The organism is Martinezella sp. CNPSo 3732 (genome assembly GCF_057784515.1).
Map to the genome: position 1 here is coordinate 947,672 of NZ_JBXSOO010000001.1, position 21,621 is coordinate 969,292.

21 protein-coding genes are annotated in these 21,621 nt (G+C 59.9%); 7 read left to right on the forward strand and 14 right to left on the reverse strand.

Translation table 11 applies throughout. The annotated features are described in order from the left end of the window. Window position 1: 1 nt before the first annotated feature. From AC13RM_RS04285 to AC13RM_RS04325, 9 genes are all read right to left on the reverse strand, one after another. Window positions 2-1,021, reverse strand: coding sequence for an ABC transporter permease (locus AC13RM_RS04285; protein ID WP_488554625.1), 1,020 nt, complete (start codon window positions 1,019-1,021; stop codon window positions 2-4). Next, on the reverse strand, window positions 1,011-2,561 hold the full coding sequence (locus tag AC13RM_RS04290) for a sugar ABC transporter ATP-binding protein (RefSeq protein ID WP_488554626.1): 1,551 nt from the start codon (window positions 2,559-2,561) through the stop codon (window positions 1,011-1,013). The genes AC13RM_RS04285 and AC13RM_RS04290 overlap by 11 nt, the downstream gene beginning before the upstream one ends. 63 nt (window positions 2,562-2,624) lie before the next feature. Continuing rightward, a complete protein-coding gene (locus AC13RM_RS04295; protein ID WP_285170848.1) occupies window positions 2,625-3,638 on the reverse strand; it encodes a sugar ABC transporter substrate-binding protein in 1,014 nt (337 codons plus the stop codon). Window positions 3,639-3,835: 197 nt separating this feature from the next. After that, window positions 3,836-4,528 (reverse strand): amino acid ABC transporter permease, encoded by a 693-nt coding sequence (locus tag AC13RM_RS04300; protein ID WP_488554627.1) that lies wholly within the window; start codon window positions 4,526-4,528, stop codon window positions 3,836-3,838. 16 nt (window positions 4,529-4,544) lie between these two features. Then, window positions 4,545-5,252 carry an amino acid ABC transporter permease gene (locus AC13RM_RS04305; RefSeq protein WP_374821192.1) on the reverse strand — a complete coding sequence of 236 codons (708 nt, stop codon included), beginning with the start codon at window positions 5,250-5,252 and terminating at the stop codon, window positions 4,545-4,547. A gap of 56 nt (window positions 5,253-5,308) precedes the next feature. Further along, window positions 5,309-6,127: an amino acid ABC transporter substrate-binding protein gene (locus AC13RM_RS04310; RefSeq protein WP_374821195.1), complete on the reverse strand. Its 819-nt coding sequence runs from the start codon at window positions 6,125-6,127 to the stop codon at window positions 5,309-5,311. A gap of 14 nt (window positions 6,128-6,141) precedes the next feature. After that, window positions 6,142-6,885, reverse strand: coding sequence for an amino acid ABC transporter ATP-binding protein (locus AC13RM_RS04315; RefSeq protein ID WP_374821198.1), 744 nt, complete (start codon window positions 6,883-6,885; stop codon window positions 6,142-6,144). An 8-nt stretch (window positions 6,886-6,893) separates the two neighbouring features. Then, window positions 6,894-8,369: an NAD(P)-binding domain-containing protein gene (locus AC13RM_RS04320; RefSeq protein ID WP_440479222.1), complete on the reverse strand. Its 1,476-nt coding sequence runs from the start codon at window positions 8,367-8,369 to the stop codon at window positions 6,894-6,896. Beyond that, window positions 8,366-9,364: a LysR family transcriptional regulator gene (locus AC13RM_RS04325; RefSeq protein ID WP_488554628.1), complete on the reverse strand. Its 999-nt coding sequence runs from the start codon at window positions 9,362-9,364 to the stop codon at window positions 8,366-8,368. Before AC13RM_RS04325 ends, AC13RM_RS04320 begins: the two co-directional genes overlap by 4 nt. Before the next feature lie 160 nt (window positions 9,365-9,524). Here AC13RM_RS04325 and AC13RM_RS04330 point away from each other — a divergent pair, with 160 nt between their 5' ends. Beyond that, window positions 9,525-10,007, forward strand: coding sequence for a CMD domain-containing protein (locus AC13RM_RS04330; RefSeq protein ID WP_488554629.1), 483 nt, complete (start codon window positions 9,525-9,527; stop codon window positions 10,005-10,007). Then, window positions 10,004-10,579 (forward strand): peroxidase-related enzyme, encoded by a 576-nt coding sequence (locus AC13RM_RS04335; protein WP_285206253.1) that lies wholly within the window; start codon window positions 10,004-10,006, stop codon window positions 10,577-10,579. The genes AC13RM_RS04330 and AC13RM_RS04335 overlap by 4 nt, the downstream gene beginning before the upstream one ends. Window positions 10,580-10,613: 34 nt before the next feature. On the opposite strand, the gene AC13RM_RS04340 is transcribed toward AC13RM_RS04335, so the two are convergent. Both AC13RM_RS04340 and AC13RM_RS04345 read right to left on the reverse strand, forming a co-directional pair. Continuing rightward, window positions 10,614-11,882 (reverse strand): D-tagatose-bisphosphate aldolase, class II, non-catalytic subunit, encoded by a 1,269-nt coding sequence (locus AC13RM_RS04340; RefSeq protein WP_488554630.1) that lies wholly within the window; start codon window positions 11,880-11,882, stop codon window positions 10,614-10,616. Continuing rightward, window positions 11,879-12,877, reverse strand: coding sequence for a tagatose kinase (locus AC13RM_RS04345; RefSeq protein WP_488554663.1), 999 nt, complete (start codon window positions 12,875-12,877; stop codon window positions 11,879-11,881). Before AC13RM_RS04345 ends, AC13RM_RS04340 begins: the two co-directional genes overlap by 4 nt. A 277-nt stretch (window positions 12,878-13,154) precedes the next feature. Here AC13RM_RS04345 and AC13RM_RS04350 point away from each other — a divergent pair, with 277 nt between their 5' ends. The 4 genes from AC13RM_RS04350 to AC13RM_RS04365 all read left to right on the forward strand — a co-directional run bounded on the left by AC13RM_RS04350 (window position 13,155) and on the right by AC13RM_RS04365 (window position 17,680). Next, window positions 13,155-14,468, forward strand: coding sequence for an ABC transporter substrate-binding protein (locus AC13RM_RS04350; protein ID WP_285170830.1), 1,314 nt, complete (start codon window positions 13,155-13,157; stop codon window positions 14,466-14,468). Between the two features lie 292 nt (window positions 14,469-14,760). Then, entirely contained in the window at window positions 14,761-15,531 is a 771-nt protein-coding gene (locus AC13RM_RS04355) for an L-iditol 2-dehydrogenase (RefSeq protein WP_113232543.1), read from the forward strand. A 10-nt stretch (window positions 15,532-15,541) separates the two neighbouring features. After that, a complete protein-coding gene (locus AC13RM_RS04360; protein ID WP_488554631.1) occupies window positions 15,542-16,549 on the forward strand; it encodes a zinc-dependent alcohol dehydrogenase family protein in 1,008 nt (335 codons plus the stop codon). 108 nt (window positions 16,550-16,657) lie between these two features. Continuing rightward, complete coding sequence (locus AC13RM_RS04365) at window positions 16,658-17,680, forward strand: LacI family DNA-binding transcriptional regulator (RefSeq protein ID WP_488554664.1); 1,023 nt, start codon at window positions 16,658-16,660, stop codon at window positions 17,678-17,680. 217 nt (window positions 17,681-17,897) lie between these two features. Here AC13RM_RS04365 and AC13RM_RS04370 read toward each other — a convergent pair whose 3' ends face one another. After that, window positions 17,898-18,320: a DoxX family protein gene (locus AC13RM_RS04370; RefSeq protein WP_113232545.1), complete on the reverse strand. Its 423-nt coding sequence runs from the start codon at window positions 18,318-18,320 to the stop codon at window positions 17,898-17,900. A 76-nt stretch (window positions 18,321-18,396) separates the two neighbouring features. Further along, entirely contained in the window at window positions 18,397-19,224 is an 828-nt protein-coding gene (locus AC13RM_RS04375; protein WP_488554632.1) for a DODA-type extradiol aromatic ring-opening family dioxygenase, read from the reverse strand. Between the two features lie 150 nt (window positions 19,225-19,374). On the opposite strand from AC13RM_RS04375, the gene AC13RM_RS04380 reads away from it, so the two are divergent. Next, a complete protein-coding gene (locus tag AC13RM_RS04380; RefSeq protein ID WP_488554633.1) occupies window positions 19,375-20,289 on the forward strand; it encodes a LysR family transcriptional regulator in 915 nt (304 codons plus the stop codon). A 195-nt stretch (window positions 20,290-20,484) separates the two neighbouring features. On the opposite strand, the gene AC13RM_RS04385 is transcribed toward AC13RM_RS04380, so the two are convergent. Continuing rightward, window positions 20,485-21,507: a LacI family DNA-binding transcriptional regulator gene (locus AC13RM_RS04385; RefSeq protein WP_113232548.1), complete on the reverse strand. Its 1,023-nt coding sequence runs from the start codon at window positions 21,505-21,507 to the stop codon at window positions 20,485-20,487. Window positions 21,508-21,621 lie beyond the last annotated feature (114 nt).

Sequence of the window (21,621 nt, forward strand, 5' to 3'; positions counted from 1 at the left end):
TTCAGGCCTCCTGCCGGCGCAACAGGGTGGTCGCCGAGACCACGACGAGAATGAGCAGGCCCTGAACGCCACTCACCAATGTGCTCGAAATGTTGAGCAGCTGGAAACCATTGGTGAGGAAGCCGACCAGCAGGGCTGAAAGCAGTGTTCCGGTGACGGTCGGAACCAGCCGGCGTGAAAAGACCGAGCCGAGCAAAGCGGTGACAACAACGGGCAGCAGCATCTCGCCGGAACCCGTCGTGCTGCCGCTCAGGTAGGAAACCGAGAGGATGCCGGCGATGCCGCCCGAGAAGCCGCTGGCGACGAATGCACCGGCAAGCAGGCGGCGAAGCGGCAGGCCGGCGGCGCGCGCAGCATCCGGAAACTCGCCGACGGCATAAAGGCGGAGACCAAACGGCGTATATTGCACAATCGCCGTTGCAATTGCCGTGAAGCCGATGAGCACGTAGGCGAGGATCGGCATGCCGAAGGAGTCCGAAGCAGAAAGCGCCGAAAGGAACGGCGTGGAAGCTGGAAGGACGGTATTCCCCGTCAGCACCAGTTCCAGGCCGGCAACGACGTTCATGACGGCAAGCGTGGCGAGCAGCGGCACGATACCGGCATAGACGACGGCGATGGCATTGACCGCGCCGATCAGTGTACCAGTCAGGATCGATGCCATGATCGCCGTGACGTCACCAAAGCCAAGTTGCGTCAGGCTGGCATAAACGGCAGCACTGAGGCCCATATTGGCGGCGAGCGACAGGTCGATGCCGCCGGTGACGACATTCGAGCCGCCGGCGATGAGGACGATCGTCAGTCCGATCGCGAGCACGCCGGAGATGGCTGATTGGCCGAGCACATTGCCGATATTGCCGATGCTGAGGAAATAAGGCGCTGTCAGCGAAAAGACGATCAGGATGGCCGCAAAGGCGATCAGCGACCCGAAGCGCAATGCCGCGGCCGGGACGCTGCCGGTCGGCCGGGCAGGCCCTTCTGCGGTCGAAAATCCGGAAGGCGCGAATTCTACTTCAGCCGACATGGCGCTGCCCTTCCGACGATCCTGTCGCTTCAGCGAGCACAGCATCCGCCGTCGTCTCCGACGATATGAATTCCCGGACCACCCGGCCACGGAAGAGCACAAGGATGCGATCCGTGATGCCTAAGAGTTCGGGCAGGTCCGAAGACAGGACTATGATACCGGCGCCCCGCGCCGCGAGTTCGCCGATCAGCGTATAGATCTCGACCTTGGAGCCGATATCGACGCCGACCGTCGGCTCGTCTAGGAGATAGACCTCGGAATGGCGACTGAGCCATTTGGCAATCGCCACCTTCTGCTGATTGCCACCTGAAAGCGTGCGCAGCAAGGCATTACGCCCTCTGGTCTTCACCTGCAGCCGTTCAATCAGAGCATCGATTTCGCGCCTTTCGCCCTTGCGGTCGAGAAAGCCGAAGCGCGTGAAGCGATCGAGGCTGGAAAGACTGATATTTTCCGCAACACTGAGGTCAAGCGCGACGCCGTGGCGGCGCCTATCTTCGGGCACCAGGGCGATCCTGTGGTCCGTCGCGTGGCTGGGATTGGCGAAACGGGCAGCCTTGCCGCCGATTTCGATACGACCGGAGGCCGGCCTATCGAGACCGAAGAGGGCGCGGACCAGCTCCTTTGCCCCGGAACCGAGCAGACCGGTGAGGCCCAGCACCTCGCCGCGGCGAAGCGTGAAGCTGACATCCTCGTATTTTCCTGGCGCCGAAAGCTGTTCGACCTTGAGGATTTCGTCGCCGGGTGCGACCACCGGCTTCGGAAACATTTCCTTGATGTCGCGCTCGACCATCAGCCGCGCGATCGCTGCAGCCGATGTATCCCCGATCGGCAGCGAAGCGACGTCCAGCCCGTTACGCAGCACGGTGACGTGGTCGCAGAGTTCCTCGATTTCGTTCAGGTAATGCGAGATGTAAATGATGGTCACGCCTTCATCGCGCAGACGACGGATCAAGCGGAAGAGGATGTCGGCCTCGCGACGCACCAATGCCGCCGTCGGCTCGTCGAAGACAAGCACCTTAGGCTGGTTGAGAAGCGCGCGGGTGATCTGCACGATCTGCTTTTCGGCCGTCGACAATTCGCTGACCAGCGCGCTATTCGGCAACCGGACGCCGAAATAATCGTTGAGGATATCGGATGCACGGCGCTGCATCAGCCGACGATCGAGAAATGGCGTGCCTGGTATGCGCGGCTCCCGGCCGAGAAACAGGGCTTCGCCGACCGTAAAAGTCGGCACGAGCAGGCGATCCTGATGAATGAAATGAATACCGAGCTCTTCTGCGAGATGCGGGGTCAGCCTGTCGAAAGCTTGCCCCTCGATCTCGATCCGCCCGTCATCCGGCTGGTGAAGACCGGCGAGCAGCTTGATCAGTGTCGATTTGCCTGCGCCGTTCTGGCCGACGAGACCATGGATGGTTCCACGCCTGACGCTCAGTGACGCACCCGCCAGCGCCTGCGCTCCGCCGAAGCGCTTAACGATGCCTTCGAAGCGGACGATGTCGTCTTTTGCCGTCACGGGCTGTTTGAAAGAAATAGCGCTCATCTCGGTCTCCAGCGGACATATTCCGGGCGATCCAGCCATGGCAGCATCGCCCGGCGCGGACTATCAGCCAATACCGAGCTTCTTGGTGACCTCGCCGACATTGGCCTTGTTGGCCAGAAGGGCTGGAACGTAGGTCTCGCGCGGCAGCGTCTGACCGGCAAGCAGCTTCGCGACATTGCGGATGGCAGTGCGGCCGATTTCTGCCGGCTGTTGAGCGACATCGGCGCCGGCGGGCGATTTCGGATCGGCGATGAGCTGCAGCACTTCGGGGCTGCCGTCGACGCCGTAGGTGCGGATTTCGGTACGGCCGGCAGCGGCAAGCGCCTGGGTCGCGCCGAGCTGCGGGATGTCCCATGCCGACCAGATCGCCTTGATCGATCCCTTTTCCGGATATTTGTTCAGAATCGCGGTGATCTGGGTGAAAGCGTCCTGTACGGTGTTCGGGATGACGTCGCGCAGTTCCGGCTGGAGGATCTTCACCTTCGGGAAATATTTGACGACATTGACCAGCTGGTCGTAGCGGATCGCGCAGGGCGTCACGCCATAAAAGCCGTTGAAGACGACGATATTGCCTTCGCCGCCGATATCGGAGACGAGCTGCAGCGCCAGGTCCTTACCGATGCCCCAGTTGTCGGAGGTGGTATTGTTGATCGAATTGGTCGAGCCGACGTCGACGGTCAGAACCGGAATGCCGGCATCGCGCGCCTTCTTCAGCCAGGGGTCGATGACGCTCAGCGTACCGAGGATCTGAACGATCGCATCCGGCTTCTGGGCAATCAGCGTCTGCAACTGCGAGACCAGCTTGCCGTCATTGCGGCCTGCGTCCACGGCGATCGGCTCGCCGCCGAGGCGCTTCACCTCTTCGATCTGGGCATTATAGGCCTGCAGGTCGAAGAAGTGGTCGGTTCCGGTCGCGCTGATGGCGATGCGCTTGCCTTTCAGAGACAGTTCTCCGTCGCCGGCGAAGACTGGCTTCTGCCCGATCAGGGAAGCGCCGGCGACGGCAACTCCGGCCGCTGCGGATAATTTCAACAAATCCCGTCTTCCCAGACCGCTATCGGACTTTTCGATGCTCATTACCACTCTCTCCAATTAGACCTTTGTCTATAAATTAAGTGGACTAATGAGAAAGAGGAGAAATGAATTTCCAAAAAAGAGGATCGCGAGGGAAAAGAGTGCACAGAGCGGGCGCTCATCCCTGGCTGCGGTTTTCAAAGGCGATCAGCCGATGGATGCTGTCTCGGCCTGCAAGGGCGGAAGCATTGGGGTCGAGCTCAAGTCCGCACCCTGAGCGCCCGCTCCGTCCTGTCCGCGATCTGGGTTACGGCATAGGCTATTACCATGTAGATCACGACCGCGACCAGGAAGGCCTCGAGATAGTAGAAGTTCAGCGCGGCGGTCAGCTGCGACTGCGCGAAGATATCGACCACCTCGATGGCGAACCCCAGGGAAAGCGCCTTCATGATGACCATGAAGGAATTGGCAAGATCCGGTATCGCGGCGACGATGACCTGTGGAAGTATGACCCGGCGGAAGAGCTGACTCTTCTTGTAGCCGAGCGAATAGGCTGCATCGGCCTGGCCGGTGTCGAAAGAGTTCAGCGCGCCTTTGACGACTTCCGCCTGGAAGGCAGCGACGCAGGCCGTCAGGGCGACGATGAGCGTGACCCAGTTTGGCGTCGAATGGCCGTTATAGTTCACACCCATGAGCGACGTCAGGAATTGCAGGGTCGAAGGAAGGCCGTAATAGGCGAGGAAGATCACCACGACCATCGGCACGCCCTTGAACGCGACCTTATAGGCGACGACAAGCTGGCGCAGGACAGGGATCCGCCGATATTCGAGCATGGCGAACAGGCTGCCGATGATCGTCGAGAGGACGAAGATCGCAAGCGCCATCGCAAGCGTGAGGGGTACTGCACCCAGTATGTCCCAAAGATCGGGGAGAAGAACGTCGATATCGAACATATAGCAGCCCCTCTGCTTAGACACTTGCCATCAGCGTGGTTCTGCCGCGCTTCGCGCCTGGAGAAAATCTCGCGGAACGAAGCTCGAAAAAGCGGACGACGGACCAAGCGACCAGGCAAAGCAGCGAATAGAGCACAGCCAGCACGAGGTATGTTTCGAACTGGTACTGGTTGTAGTCGCGCTCCATCACAAGGTGGGCGGTCGCCATGACGTCAGCCGCGCCGATATACATGACGAGCGCGACGTTATGGATCAGGTAGATGATCGAGTTGCCGTAGCCGGGGAGCGCGATGTGAACCGCCTGCGGGCCGAGAACACGCGTGAGCTTCTGGCGGAACGTATAGCCGAGACTGTCCGCCGCATCATGCTGGCCACGTTCGACGGCGAGATAGGCCGGCCGCATGACCTCGGACAGATAGCCGCCGTGATAGAGGCTCAAGCCAAGCATCGCGGCGATGGTCGGAGACACGAAGTCCGCGACGCCGAACGCACCCACAAGCACGGGAAGCCCGTAGAAGGCGACGAACAATTGAAGGACGACAGGCACGCTGCGGGCGTAGGATACGTAGAGATCCGCCAATTGGCTGATCACCGGGATCCTGCGAACCCGAAATGTCGTCGCAATCAACGCCAGCACGAAGCCGGCGATCATGGCCGTGAACGTGATCGCGAGCGTCAGCGGCAGGGCCGAAAGCAGCTCTGGGATCATTACGGAAAGGTCCACTTCGGAACACTCCTTCTTTCAGTCTTTGGCCTGATCGCCGGGACCGGAGGGCGGCGTTACTTCATGTACGTGGTGATGTCCTCGCCGAACCACTTCTGCGAGAGCTTGGCAAGCGTGCCGTCGGCCTTGAGCTCCTTCAGAGCCTTGCCGATGCCATCGGAGAGGGCCTTGTTCTCCTCGGAACGATGGATCAGGACGAAGGTCTGATTGATCGCGACCGGCTCGCTCGTCTTGATGTCGAGCTTCTGCTGGTCGATCACGGTCTGCTCGCCAAGGTTGGATGGCAGTACGAGCGCATCGTATTTGCCGTTCTGCACTTCCTTCAGACGGTCCGGATAGGGAACACCGGCGCTCGAAGCGGTGATTTCGATCTTGTAGGCCGGGTTTTGCTCCTGCCATGCCGTGGCGAACTTATAGATGCCGCCGCCAGCGGTGACGGGCACGATCTTCTTGCCGACCAGATCCTTCATCTCGTTGATGCCACTGTCCTTGCGGCTGTAAATCTTGATCAGGCTCGCACCGATCGGCGCGTCAGGAATGAGGAACTGCTTTTCACGGGCGGGCGCGCGGTAATAACCGCCCGTCGCGATGTCGTACTTGCCGGTAGCAAGGCCCGTTTCCTGCGCGATGTCGGCCGCACCTTCCATGACGAACTTATATTGGGGCAGCTTGGCGTTGATCGCCTTCAGCACGTCGGGTTCGTAGCCCTGCGGCTCGACGCCGATCGCGCCCCAGGAGAGCGGCTTCGATTCGGCAGCGGTGGCGATCTTGATCGTGCGGACCTCCTCGGCGAACGAGGCGGTTGCGAAGGCGATTGCGACGCCTGCTACGGCGAGACCGAGGCCACGGCGCGAGATTGAACTCATGGAAGTCATTTCAGGCATCCTTTCTACTGGATCGCGCGTTGTTCGGAATTGAGAAACTGAGCGAGGCGCGGGTTGGAGGGTGTGTCAAAGATTTCGGCAGGGCTTCCGTCGGCTGCGACGACCCCCCGGTCCATGAAGACGATGCGGTTCGAGATGTTCTTGGCGAACTGCATCTCGTGGGTAACGAGGAGCGAGGTGATGCCCGAGGATGTCACATCCTTGATCACCTTCAGAACCTCGTTCACGAGTTCAGGATCGAGCGACGAGGTCGGCTCGTCGAATAGCATCACGTCCGGCTTGACCGCCAAGGCGCGGGCGATGCCGGTCCGCTGGAGCTGACCGCCTGAGAGCTGGGAGGGATAATTGTCGAGCTTGTCGGCAAGACCGACGCGTTCAAGCTCCTTAAGGGCGATGGCGCGGGCTTCTTCCTTCGGCTTGCGCTGAACGACGACAAGCGGGTCCATGACGTTCTGGATCACCGTCATATTCTTGAAGACGTTGAACTGCTGGAAGACCATCGCCGTGCGAAGACGGATCGCCTGCACCGCCGCCTTGTCGGGGCGTCCGTAATCCATGCGGATGTCGTCGAACGCGATCGAGCCGGAGGACGGCTTGGCTAGATGGTTGATGCACTTCAAAAGCGTGGTCTTGCCGGTACCGCTCGGGCCGATGATCGACACCACGTCGCCGCGTTTCACCGACAGGTCGACGCCGTTCAGGATCTGCGTGCTTCCGTAGGACAGCTTTAGGTTCTTGATCTCCAGCATTTCGGGTCTCAGGTCCTTTCGGAGGATAGGTCGGAAGGCTCTTCGGTCTCGTCGTCTGCCCACTCGTCTCCGAGGAGTTCCGGCGTGTCGAAGGCCTGGAGGTTTTCGAAATGCTTCTCGCGATCGGCGACGAAGAGGGCGCGGACAATGCCACGCGCCAGACGGTCGGCGCCTTCGCTGATTGCCGGGATGTCGCCGGTGAGCTTGCCGTGACTGAGTGTCGCCGGAAAATTGAAGCAGTGAATCTTTGCCAGCGTCGGGCACGAGCCCGGCTCCCTTTCGAGGAATTCGAACGCTTCTCCGAGATCGGGAGATCCCTCGAGTTCGGCGTTGGGCATTTCCGCCGGCACGGGGAAGCGATCGCGCCACAAGCGTATATGGGGGCCGAAGGCGGCAAGCTCCGGCCGATTGCTCAGCTCGATCTTGAAGCCCGTTCCAAAGATCAGAAAGTCGACGGGATAGCTGGTCCTTGGCGTCTTCAAGATGACGTGGTCGCCTTCCTGCTCCAGTCCGTTGATCGGGCTCTCCAGATGGAGATGGGCTTGCGGGAAGGAACTGACGCGCAAGACGCTCGCCCGCGGCGGCGGCGTCTGCTGGCCCATGGCATAATTGAGGAAGCGCCACTTCCACTCATCGGGAAGGCCGGCAAATCCATGCACGACGCCCTGGCTGCCGATGCCGGTGAACTTGTTGATCCGCGGCAGCTCCCTGCGGCGCACGAACATATCGAGGCGGGACGCACCGGCTTCGAGAGCGGTCGCGGCATTGTCCATCGCCGAGGCGCCGGCACCAACAACGCCAATCCGCTTGCCGCGCAGCACGGCGAAATCGATATCCTCAGCGGTATGCGCCCAGAACTTGCGGCCGATGCTTTTCGCGATATCAGGCACGAACGGGCCGCCCAGACCATCGCGGCCGGTCGCCAACACCGCATGACGCGCAATGATCGTCTCCTTGAGGCCATGCTCGACGCAGACAAGATCAAGCATTCCGTCCTCGCGTGGGAGGATCGCATCGACCGTCACACCGTTGCGGACGGGAAGCTCGAGCACCTTGCGGTACCAGATCAGATATTCCATCCACGTCACACGCGGCGCGCGGTCAAGCGCGACCCACGCCTCGCGGCCGAAACGCGCTTCGTAATAGGCACGAAACGTCAGAGCGGGCAGCCCCATCGCCGGCCCGGTGAGCTGCTTCGGAGAACGCAGCGTTCGCATCCGGGCGAAGGTGACCCACGGCCCTTCCTGACCAGCAGTCGCCTTGTCGAGGACGAGATGGTTGGCGACCCCGAGACGCTTCAGCATACCGGACGCAACAAGCCCTGCCATGCCTGCACCAATGATGACGACATCGACGACAGGCTGACCACCGACCACGCGCGGCGGCACCCAGGATTTGGCCGGCAGTTCCAGCCAGGCGAGATCCTGCCGCAGCCGCGCCTCAAGAGCATCGAGGCCGTCCGGCAAGGTGGACAGATCGCTCATATCGACATTCCCTCAGGTCGCGGAGCCCGCCCGTAAACGGTATCGGCCAGCGCTTCTGCGCCGCTCGAGTCGAACAGGCGGGAGCCTGGCATCGCCAAAGCCACCGCGCGCGCCGCCTCGATCACGGCTGTGATCGTCGAAGTGAGCGGCAGCGCGGCGGGCGATATCGCACCGAACAGGAAGGGGATGGTATGATCGAGCACGCGCATCACGACACCGTCAAGCGGCACGCCGACCACGGTCGCCGGCTCGACGATGCCAACCCCAAGCCCGGCCCGCACCAACGAAAGCGCCGTCAATGAAGCATTGACATCGATGATCCGGTCCGGCGAAATCCCTGCCCGTTCCAGCGCCTCATCGACCCGGTGACGCAAGCGATATGGGTTTGCCAGGGTGATAATGCGGCGGTCGGCGAGATCGGCAAGGCGCACCAAGTCACGCTCGGCAAGCGGATCCTTCGCGCCGATAGCGACGACACATGGCGCCTCCGCGATCCAGTGTATTTCGAGGCCGGGATGTTCGAGCGGCAGGCTTGCAATCCCGAAATCCGCCGAGCGGGCGAGCACGGCCTGAACGACGTTTTCGGCCGCAAGCGCCTGCACATGCAGATGACGCGGGATCAGATCCGGGGCAACAGCCGCAAGCGCCTGCGGCAGAACGCCCGCAGCAAGCGAAGGCGTGGCCGCGATCGTCAGCGTGGGGGGCTCATCACGACCGATCGCCTCGGCACGCTCGCGGATATGTGTGAGGCTGGCGAGATGACGCTCGACCTCGGAATGAAACAGCACCCCCCGCGAGGTCGGCGTGATCCGCGGACCGCTTCGATGCAGGAGCGCATAGCCGATATCGGCTTCCAGATCCTGGATGAGCCTGGTGACCGCCGGTTGAGATCGGCCCAGCAGGCGCGCTGCCCCGGTCACGCTGCCTGCGGAAATCACGGCTGCGAAGGCTTCAAGTTGCCGAATATCGAAAGAGTTAGAATGCATAAATGGCATGAAACACTCCTCTTAATGTGAGTAAAGCATAGGAATTCTCACTTGACGATCGGAATTAGATAATTATTTCGCATCAAGATCGCTCATTCATTATTATTTGACATAATGACATGTCGCGCCTACCTAGATGCTACCCCACAGACGCACCGAGGAGCCTGTTTTGACACTCATCGAAACCCTAGTCTCCGTGAAGCCCGGCTCCGCGCTCGCCGAAGCCATGGAAAAGCGCGCGGAGATTCTGCGCCTGAGCGAGGCAGCCCATGATGCCGTGCTGCTGCCGCGTGATCCCGGCGGTCTCTCCTATGGACTTCGCGCAGCGCTTGCCGCCCGCATGGCCCGGCAAAATCACAACGAGGCGCTGGCGCGCCACTATGATGCTCTCGTGGAACGGGCGGGCGAACCCGCGATTGCCCCGCTCTCCGCACCGGGCACGACGGCGCAGGACCCACGCGTCGCCGAGATCGTTCGTCACGCCGACCGGCTGAGCGTCGCACCAAGGGAGGCAACCCGCGCGAACATAGAAGCATTGCGCGCCAGCGGCGTGACCGATGCCGACATCGTCCGGCTCTCCGAACTGGCGGCCTTCGTGAACTACCAGGTGCGCGTCATCGCGGGATTGGCACTGATCGGAGCAAGACAATGAGCGAAGTCGTCCACGCTTTCACCACCAAAATTCCGCGTTGGCAGCCCTATGTCGTTCCGGTCGACCTGGAGACTGCGACCGAGGAACAGCGCGCGGCCATGCAGGTAACGCCGTCCAACAAAGGCATTTCACCCTATGTTCTGACGCTTGCGCACGATCCGGAATCGCTCACCGTCCGCTCTCCCCTGTTCAATCTGATCATGTACGGAAAGGACGGGCTTGCTTCGAGCGAGCGAGAACTGGGCGCGACGGCCGCATCCGTCGTCAACCGCTGCGTCTACTGCGCCGCGGTTCACGCCTCCCGGTTCATCAGCCAGACCAAAAGAACCGACGTGATCGAAGCAATTTTCGCGGACGGCCTCGATGCGGAACTCGACGAGCACCTGCAGGCGATCTTCGATTTTTCCGCACGCCTCTCGCCAACGCCGCCCAAGGCCACGAAAGCCGACGCGCAGGCATTGGCCGATGTGGGCTTCTCTGAATTGGAATCCCTCGACCTCGTCCTGTCGTCAGCCATCTTCGGCTGGGCGAACCGTCTTATGCATACGCTCGGCGAGCCGGTAGCCGATTAGGCGGGATAGACCAAGAGAGCCGTTTCTGGATCGGTCAGCCGGCTTGCCTGCACGCACGGCCGTATGTTTCGAGGACATCGCCGACAAACGTCTTGACGATCCTGCCTACACTGTTCTTCGCGCCGATCCTGTCTGCCATCCGCCCCAGGAACTGGCTTGCCAGCGTCGGCGGGATTTCGCGGCCATTGAGTGTATCGGTGAGCTTTTGAACGGCGCCGACAGCTTCCGGATAACCCCAATAATAACGGATTCTGTCACTGTAGCTGTAGCGAAGTTGAAGCCGGATAGCCTCGTCGCTGCCGTGGTAATGTCCCGCCCAGTCGCCTGTATGCTTCAGCATTAGGCGCTCCATGGTGACGGCAAGATTACGGTCATAATCCCGGTCAAGTTCCGTTGCGATCAAGTCGAGCGCGAAGAGGCCTTCTCGCAACGCGAACGTCAATCCAGGCCCAACCTTCAGAATTGGAAATCCATCGCGCACCAGCGCGGTCAGCGCACCTTCCGACTGGTAGTCTGTCGAATGCGCTTCGAAAACCAGACCCACTTCATGATCGAGCACGCTGGTCAGTTTGCTTGCGAGTTCAGGTCTGTAGCTAACCACGTTTTCATTGCCGAACTCTACGCCCGGCTGAACGACGAAGGCAATGCATCTGTCGAATGCCTCCGCCAGCCCCTCTCTTGCGAAAATCTCGCGATGGATCTCGATGGTGGCCCTGGCGGCTTCCGCCCCGGTCGGCTCGACGACGTCGAGCGCGTGGTCCGCGCCTCCCGGCACCGGGACTTCCGTCCCCAGCACGTAGAGCGGCTTGGTGCCCACTTCCCGCGCAGCCTGTTCGGCAATTTTGGCAAGCCTTGCCGCCCTTTGAGCCACGATCGCATCGTCGAGGGCGGATGGGTCATCGGCGCATGCCATGGAAGCGTCGAGATGGATTTTGGTGAAGCCCGCTTTCACATATTCCGCAACCATGACCTCGGCTTTGGCCATCGCCGCGGAGGCGCTCTCTCGCCGCCAGGGATTTGGTCCGAGATGATCGCCACCGAGGATGACGTCGGAAGTCGCCACCCCGTTGGCCTCGGCGAGCGCGAGAACATCTCCGGCGAAATCCGCCGGCGTTTTTCCGGTATAGCCGCCGAACTGGTTAACCTGGTTGCACGTAGCCTCTATCAGGACGGGACCGCCCTCCCGCCGAGCCAGCGACATCGTCGCTTCAAGCACGAGCGGGTGCGCCGAGCACACCGACGTAATTCCGACCGGCTTGCCCGCGCGGCGCGCATCTGCAAGGCTTTTGAGGAAGAGGTTCATGCCGCTCTCCGTGGATTGGTGGACAGGAAAAAGTCAAGCTGTGCGATGTCGGGCAGACCGGTCATAGGGCCCATCCGGGTCACGTTATAGGCCCCGGCCGCCGCGGCCCGCTCCAAGGAGACTTCCGGGCCAAGGCCTTGCCGGCGCGACGTCAAATAAGTCGCGCCAAAGGCATCTCCTGCGCCGGTTGGATCGACTTCGTTCACTTCGAACCCGTGGAAATCATATCTCGCGTCCGAGGCCCCGAAGAAGGTCGCTCCCTTCTCGCCGCGTTTCAATACAATTTCGCCGACACCACGGGCCTGTAGCGCCCTGATGGCCGCGGCCTCCCCGTCCGTTCCCGCGGCCACAAAAAGCTCTTCGCCGGACGGCAACAGAAGATCCACGTTCTGGATCATGGTTTCGAACTGGCGCCGGAAATTTCCCGACCCGAGGAGTTCCTTGCGGACGTTCGGGTCGAATGAAACCGATCCGCCGCGGGAACGAACCGAACTGATGGCGGCATCGATAACCTTATCTGCTCCTGGAATTGCAAAGGCGGATCCCATCACATGCAGGTGTCCGGCCTTCGCAATCAAGGTTTCTGCCGGAGGGCTCAGGGTTATCGAGCCCGCCGCCGAGTGCATGATGTTGAATATGAAGTCCCTCGATCCGTCGTCGCGATAGCGGACGAACGCACTTCCGGTCGGTCGATCGGGCGAGATGGATATGGCCGACGTGTCCACGCCGTCCTGCGTGAGGCGTTCTATGTTCATAGTGCCGAAATCGTCGGCCCCTACCGTTGCGATGATGCCTGCCGCGCCGCCGAGGCGAGCGACCTGATCGATGAATATTGCCGGTGCGCCACTCGGAAACGGGCCGATGAGCGCCTGAGGCTCCTTGAATCCGGACCCGGTGGTGCTCGCCATGATCTCGACGAGTATCTCCCCGACCGTGATCGTCGGGCCGAAGCTTTCCGGGGCTATGCGCCCATTGTGAACCGTCATCGTGCTCATCCTCCCTGCTGCATTGAGCAGGTACGTCTTCCAAAGGCTCGCGTCAATCATAAGTTTACGCATGAAAATTTTTTTGAAAGTGCGTATTTTAATCGCCAACAGGCACATCGATATGAAATTGAGGATAATATGTTTTATTTTCAATTGTTTAGTGATATATCGCCAAAGCGCATCATCTTCTGTCAATAATTATCGATTGACTCTGAGCCGACGCTGGAGAATTTAATATTTACGCACGTAATCTTGTGCGCCAACGCTCGTAAGGAGGAGCGAGACGATGAAGAGGATTCTTGCTGTAATGCTGTCTTCGGCGGCCGGCTGCACGCTGGCCGCAGGTTTGGCTCAGGCTGAGGAATTGACCATCGCCACCGTCAACAATGGCGATATGATCATCATGCAAAAGCTTTCTCCCGAGTGGGAAAAGCAGACGGGCAACAAGCTCAACTGGGTCGTTCTCGAAGAAAACGTGCTCCGCCAGAAGCTGACGACGGACATCGCGACGAAGGGCGGCCAATACGACATCATGACCATCGGCGGCTATGAGGCGCCGATCTGGGGCAAGAAGGGTTGGCTTCAGCCGATCGACGATCTCGGCGATGATTATGACTATGGTGACCTGCTTGCGCCCATCAAATCCGGCCTGACTGTCGACGGCAAGCTCTATGCCATACCGTTCTACACCGAAAGCTCGTTTACCCTCTATCGCAAGGACCTGTTCGACGCTGCGGGTCTCAAGATGCCCGATCAGCCAACCTATGATCAGATCAAGGAGTTTGCGGACAAGCTCACCGACAAGTCCAAGGGGCAATATGGCCTTTGCCTACGCGGCAAGCCGGGCTGGGGCGAGAACATGGCTTTCCTCGGAACCATGATCAACACCTATGGCGGCCGCTGGTTCGACATGCACTGGAAGCCGCAGATCAACTCCGAACCGTGGAAGAAGGCCATCAGCGATTACGTCGACCTCATGAAGAAGGACGGCCCTCCCGGCGTGACTTCAAACGGCTTCAACGAGAACCAGGCCCTGTTCTCGACCGGTCATTGCGCCATGTGGATCGACGCTACTTCCGCAGCCGGTCGCGTCTATGATCCCAAGCAGAGCCAGGTGGCCGACAAGATCGCCTTCACGCGCGCTCCGGTCAACGTGACCCCGAACGGATCGAGCTGGTCATGGTCGTGGAACCTCGCGATACCAACCTCTTCCACCAAGGAAGAGGCGGCAAAATCCTTCATCAAGTGGGCCACTTCCAAGCAATATGTGAAGATGGTCGGCGAGAAGGAGGGCTGGGTTGCCGTTCCGCCCGGCACTCGCAAATCCACCTACGACCTGCCTGAATATCAGAAGGCTGCGCCATTTGCCGCCACCGTCGAGAAGGCCATCCTATCCGCCGACCCGGCACATCCGACCAAGGATCCGGTTCCCTACACCGGCGTCCAGTTTGTCGCGATCCCGGAATTCCAGGGGATCGGAACGATCGTCGGTCAACAGATCGCGTCGGCGCTTGCGGGCCAGCAAACCGTCAATGCCGCTCTCGACAATGCCCAGAAGCAGGTCGAGCGCGAGATGAAGAAGGCCGGCTACCCCAAGTGAGGTAGCCGGCTCGCCCGCGGTGTCGCGACCGCGGGCCTCCTCCCGGAGGGTTCCGGCAGCGTCGGCTGTCGGGATTCCGGCTTGCCTTCCTTCCCAGTCGCGTCCTCCGATCGCTGTCGTCCGGCGCCCGAGGCACGGCGAAGAGGTTTTCGATGACAACGATTTCGCGTGAATTCATTCGGCGGAGACGGCCATCTTTTCAATGAAACGGCATCGCGCTGCACAGGTTCGAAGCCCCTATATCACCACCAACGTTGCGCATTAGGCGCAAGCTCTGTCAGGGAGGAATATCATGAAGCTGAAAGACAAGATCGCACTCATTACAGGCGGTGCGCGTGGTATCGGGCTTGGCTTTGCGGAGGCCTATATCAAGGAAGGCGCGAAAGTCGTCATCGTCGATATCAATATCGAAAGAGCATCCGAGGCGGCCAGAAACCTCGGGCCGAACGCAAAGGCGATGAAACTCGACGTCACCGATCTCCATGCCATCGACGCTGTCGTCAAGGAGATCGACCAGGCCTATGGCGGTATCGACATTCTGGTGAACAATGCCGCCATCTTCGACATGGCTCCCATCAACGAGATCACCGAGGCCAGCTACGAGAAGGTCTTTTCGATCAATCTGAAGGGTCCTCTCTTCATGATGAAGGCCGTTTCGAATGTCATGATTGGCCGCGGCCGCGGCGGCAAGATCATCAATATGGCAAGCCAGGCCGGGCGGCGCGGGGAAGCATTGGTGCTGCTCTATTGCGCATCCAAGGCAGCCATCATTTCGGCAACGCAATCGGCCGCCTTGGGCCTGGTGAAATACGGCATCAACGTAAACGCCATTGCACCTGGCGTGGTCGATGGCGAGCACTGGGATATCGTCGATGCCCATTTCGCGAAATGGGAAGGCCTGAAGCCGGGCGAGAAGAAAGCTGCCGTCGCCAAGTCCGTTCCGATCGGACGGTTCGCAACGCCCGACGATATCAAGGGTCTTGCAGTGTTTCTTGCATCCTCGGACAGCGATTACATTCTCGCACAGACCTACAATGTCGATGGCGGCAACTGGATGAGCTGAGGGATCCGACATGAAAGCAATATGCTTCACGGAAAAGGGCGTCGCGGGACTGGCCGATATGCCGTTGCCCGTTTTGGCGCCGGGACATGCCCTCATCCGCGTGAAGGCTGGCGGACTTTGCCACACGGATATCGACGTTCTCCACGGCCGCTACGGCGAAGGGCGCTTTCCGCTGATACCCGGCCATGAATATGCAGGCCTGGTCGAGGCGGTCGCCGAAGACGTCACGGGCTTGCGGCCGAGTGCGAGGGTCGCCGTCGACCCCAACCTGCCCTGCGGCACCTGTAGTCTGTGCCGCAAGGGACTGACAAATCTTTGCAAAAAGCTGGAGGCTTACGGCGTCACGCAAGATGGCGGCTTTGCCGAATACAGCATCGTCAGGGTGTCTCATCTGCACGATATCGGCGATCTTTCATTCGATGTCGCGGCTTTGGCCGAGCCGCTCGCCTGCGTCCTCAACGGGCTCGGCAATATCGGCCTGACAACCGGAGTACGGCGCGCGGAAAACGCTCTGATATTCGGCGGCGGTCCGATCGGGCTTCTGCTTGCCCTGTCGATCAGGGCGCAGGGCGTCAGCGACGTCGTCGTTGCCGATATCGATGAAAGCCGTCTGAGCTTTGCCAGCGAGCTGGGATTGGAGGCCCTGCACCCTGCGTCCCCTGAACTCGAAGGCCGTAAACGATCTTTCGATCTTGTTGCCGATGCGACGGGTGTTTCAACCGTCGTGGAGAACATGCCGGAATTTGCACAGGACGGCGGTGCGATCTTGGTGTTCGGCGTGTGCGCGCCGGGTGTCCGGGTCTCGATATCGCCCTTCGACATCTTCCGGCGTCAGTTGACGATTGCCGGCTCGCACTCATTGAATCAGAACCTGCCTGCTGCCCTTGATTTGCTTCGCAAAGACAACGGCACGATGGCACGCCTGATCTCCCATCGGCTTCCGCTCAAGGAGGTATTGCCCTTTTTCACCAAGAGCGGCGCTACGCCCACGATGAAGGTGCAATTTGTCGCGGAATAACCTCGGTTCCTCCCTGGCGGAGGAACTCTCTTTTCCCTCGATAAAGAGTCGGATAGACACTTTTCTATAGAGTCTGGAGACAACATCGTGCCGAAACCGATCAAGACAATGGAGGACTTTTCGGAATTTGTCGGCCTTTCTCGCCCCACGGTCTCCAAATACTTCAACGATCCGAATTCAGTCCGAAAGAAAACGCGCGAGACTATCGAAGTTGCGCTCAAGAAATCGGGATTTCGGCCAAACCTCTTTGCGGTCAACCTCAATCGGCGCCGGACCAATATCGTCGGGATCGTGATTCCAAACTCGGTCGACCAGTTTTATATGGCGCTCACCCGAAGGATCGAAGCGCTGGCGACAGAGGCGGGGTTCTTTCCGCTTGTCTTGTCGACGGATGGGCAGCCCGACCTTGAAGACAGGGCGATCCGCACCCTCAAATCGTTGAACGTGGCCGGCGCGATCATCGCACCGCTCGGCGTGGAATCCCACCAGCAAACTCTGGCGGAATACGGCAGAAGCGTTCCGCTTGTTTATGTGGATTCGCCATTGGATGACACGTCCGCTTTCGTCGGTACCGATAACCAGCAAAGTTTTGGACTGATCGTCGATTATCTATGCCGTTCAGGCGAGCCTCCGAGCTATCTCGGCATGCCCGATGTGAACACGAACGCGCGTACGCGCGAAGCCGCCTATGTCAACGCGATGACGCGGTTCGCTTTGACACCGCACATCCTGCCTTTGACAAAAATCCGAACGTGGGATTTCGAAAGGTTCGGATTCGACGAGATGACGCGCCTCGTCGACCTGAAACGATTGCCGACGAAAACCATCCTTTGCGCAAACGACCGAATTGCATTCGGTGCGATCGCCGCTGCCTACAAGATAGGCCTCAAAGTTGGACATGGCGCGACGTCCGACATCCGCATTGCCGGGCATGACGATCATCCCCTGTCGCGATACGCCTGTCCGCCGATCACGACGGTCGCGCAGAATGTCAGCGAAATCGGCAGGCGGGCAGTTGATATGCTTCTCAGCATGCTCGGCGACAATGACGAGAGCGAGGATCGAGTCGAAGAAACCTCGCCTGCGCGATTTCTATTGTCCGCTGACCTCATGCTGCGGGAATCGGCTTAGTAACAAAGCTCGGTATAAACCGGGGCGGCAAGCCACAATATGGCCTGCTCAACGCGTCGCTGACCGCCCCAACTGATCTCACGCAAGTCGGCGCTGCCGCGGAACGGCGACAACGCTCGGAACGAAGGCCCAGTCTTATCGGCAGCTACGGCTTTACCAGTTGTCAGGGCTCGACCTTAGCGACGCGCTCTCGTCTCAACACGAGAGCGCGTGTGCCTTATGCGCCCTCAGTCAGCGACATCTGCTTCGAAGACGGACGCAGGATATTGTCCAAAGCCCAGCTACCGGCACCGGCAAAGGCGATAAACAAGAAGATGAAACAGAACATGATCGCTGCCTCACCCATATTGAGTGCCGGCCAGAAGCCCTGCGGAGCATGCGCCATCCAGTAGGCGGCCGCCATTTCGCCCGAAGCGACGAAAGCGGCGATGCGCGTGAAGAGGCCGACGGTCATCAGCAATCCGGTGACGATCTCGATTGCGCCGGCAGCAAGCATGATGGCCGGCAATGGATAGGTCACGCCCGGAATCGCTGCCGGGAACTGGAAGAATTTCATGGTCGCATGTTCGAGGAACAGCAATGCGGTCACGATCCGCAGGATCGCAAGAACATGAGGGGTCCATTTCGTGGTATTCAACATGGTATTTCTCCTGAATGGCCGCCAGATCATCAGGCGGCTGTGCCTTTGAGTTCGAAATTTTCCTTCCAGAGCGCCATCATCGGCTTGAGGGCGCGTCGCCGAAACGGAAGCTGGATGCCGTCAGCCCGCCGGCGAAATCAGTCTGATGGTAGGTGACGGCGCCGGGCTCGTCGCTTGCGGCACCCACGGCCACCATCAACGGAATGAGATGATCCTCGCGCGGATGCGCTGCGCGGGCCGAAGGGGCCCGTTCCCATTCGAGCAAAAGCTTTGCGCGCTCTTTGGGTGATGAGTGGATCAGCGTCTGCTGGAGCCAGGCGTCGAACTGACGGGACGGCTCGTAGCCCTCCTTCCCGCGCATGGCAGGCAGATTGTGATAGCTGAGACCGCTTCCGATGATCAGCACGCCCTCGCCGCGCAGCGGCGCCAGCGCACGCCCAACCTCGAGATGCAAGGCCGGATCGTAGCCGGCATCCAGAGACATCTGAACGACCGGAACGCTTTCCTCCGGATAAAGTGGTTTCAGAATGCTGAACGTCCCGTGGTCGAAGCCGCGGGTCGGATCGAGCCCTGCCTCGATCCCGCGCGCATGCAGCAAAGCCTGTACCCGCTTGGCAAGCTCGGGTTCGCCCGGAGCGCCGTATTTGATATGATAGAGATACTCCGGAAAGCCATGATAGTCGTAGACCATCCCAGGATGGGCTCCTGAGGATATGGAAAAGCCCTTCTCTTCCCAATGGCCCGAGACAACCAGGATCGCCCGGACCGTATTCCCCAGCTCGGCACGCATCTCGATCAGAGACTGCTCGAGCTTGTCGAAATTATTGCGGAATTCACCGCTCATGTAGGGCCAGGGGCCACCGCCGTGACTGATGAAGTAGGTCGGAAGACGAAGCTTGTTCACGTGTTCATCCTTGTCGCGGGGCACCCATCATCCAACTCGAGACCGGAGAGAATGATGGAGGCCGGTCGTGTATCTGGCCAAACTAACTTTTCTCATTTATTGATCAATACAGCTTATATTGAAGAAACATTTCCTGTGAGTTGATGATCCATGGATACGCTAACGAGCTTGCGGGTCTTTTGCGCAGTGGCGGAGTTCAAGAGCTTTACAGCGGCGGCAGATCGGCTTGGCCTCTCGCCGGCAATGGCGAGCAAACATGTGATGCACCTTGAGAACCGGCTGGGAACCCGGCTGCTGAATCGAACCAGCCGGCATGTCAGCATGACGGAAAGCGGCATGCTCTATTTCGATCAAGCCCGGCAGATGCTCGATGGACTGGACGAGGTGGAAGCGGCCGTCAGCAACGTCACGGTCATGCCGCGCGGAACTTTGCGGCTCAGCGCACCGGTATGGGCAGCGAACACGCTCGTCGCCCGGATGATCGCCGAATACCACCAGCGCTATCCCGACGTGCGCTTCGACATGGATCTCAGCGGTCGGATCGTCAATCTGGTTGATGAGGGCTTCGACCTCGCCCTGCGGGCGACCTCCCCCGAGCGGCTCGATCCCAATCTCATCGCCCGACCGTTGACGCGCGTTGCTTTTCACCTTGTCGGATCTCCGGCCTATCTGTCCCGCACAGGCCGTCCGAGCGAGCTCGCTGATCTCAATGGTCACGCACTGCTGGCCTATAGCGGCATGAACGCGAATGGCAGCATAGCCGTCGCCGGGCAGGATGGGACTCAGACCGTGAACTTCCGTCCCGTCATGCAAAGCGAAAACGAGATCATGCTGCATCTGGCAGCGCTTGAGGGCATGGGGCTGGTTTTCCTGCCGATGTGGATGACGCAAAACGATGTCTCCGATGGCCGATTGGAGATGGTGCTGCCGAAAGCCGTGACATTCGATGCCACGCTGCATGCGGTCTATCCCAGCAGGAAGTACCTTTCCGCAAAGGTTCGAACCTTCATCGACTTCCTCGCCTCGCGGCCAAACCTGTACTCGGAGACCGCCGAAGAGCGCTGACCGCATGGGCTCATTTCAGTGGGATGTTTTCCTGCGAACCGCGTGCCTTGCATCTTCTGACACTTCGCAATGCTTTTTCGCCACCGCAACAAACCAGCTATCCGGCTGGAGCGAAAATTCGGCTGTGCCCATGCCGAGACAGAGGAGCCGGACGCGGCCAGGCCCGTCGTTCCGCCTTTTTGTCCGGATTACGCGTCAAATGCTGCCGCGCATTTCCACGCGGGGTTCGATCAGCAAATGTCTGGCGTCATGCCGGCCATCGATCCTGCTGAGCAACACCTCCGCAGCCGTCCGCCCGAGCTGCATCTGATTTTGATCGACGCTCGTCAGGCCGACAAGCGGTATGGCGGCCATCGGAGAGTTGTCGTAGCCGATGATCGCAAGATCTTCAGGCACGCGAATTGCGCTTGTCCGCGCCGCATTGAGCAAAGGGACAGCATCGAGATCGGACCATACAAAAACTGCGCGCGGCCGGTCCTTTGAATCGAGGAAATTCCGGATCGCCCGCTCGCGATCGACAGCGACCGGCGGCAGCCGGATGATGCGTCCCTTGAGCCCGGCATGCTTCATGGCATCGAGGTAGCCCTCTTCGCGCTGTACGGCAACGATGGTCGCCGGCGAATCCAGGAGATCATAGCTCAGCATGGCGATATCCCGATAGCCTGCATGCAGGGCGGCCTCGACAGCCAGATATCCGCCTCGCCGATCGTCCGAATTGACGGTGTCATAGGTTTCGGCATGCGGCTCGTGATGCGCGATGACCACGATCGGAATCTGCCGCGCATAGCGCTCCAAAACCTTGCCGGATATGCGCGGGGCGATGATCACGACCCCATCCATCCGGTTGTCGATCATCGATTCGATCATTGACGCTTCGATCGAGCTCGCGGAACGCCCAATGCCGATCAACGCCTTGAAGCCATTTTCCGATAAGGCGGCATTGGCCTCTTCGATGACGCCCGGAAGGAACGGGTTCGATAGCTCGATCACCAAAACACCAACGGTCTGCGTCCGCCCACGCATCGCTCGCGCGGCAACCGATGGACGATAGCGAAGCTTTTCGATCGAGGCTTCGACCCTGCCTCTCAGGCTGTCGCTGACGCCGTAAGCATTGCGCAAGACTTTCGATACCGCTGCAACAGACACACCTGCATCTTCTGCCACATGCCGGATGGTCACCCTCTCCTGCGCCGCGTTAACGATCTGATTTTTCGTCATAAACTGTTTCAATCCCCGATCCGGGCAAATTATAGGCACAAAAGTCTTGCGCCGCAATCGATTGTGTAGAATGATATACATAGAACGATACACAAAATCGTATCCCGCCGGAGG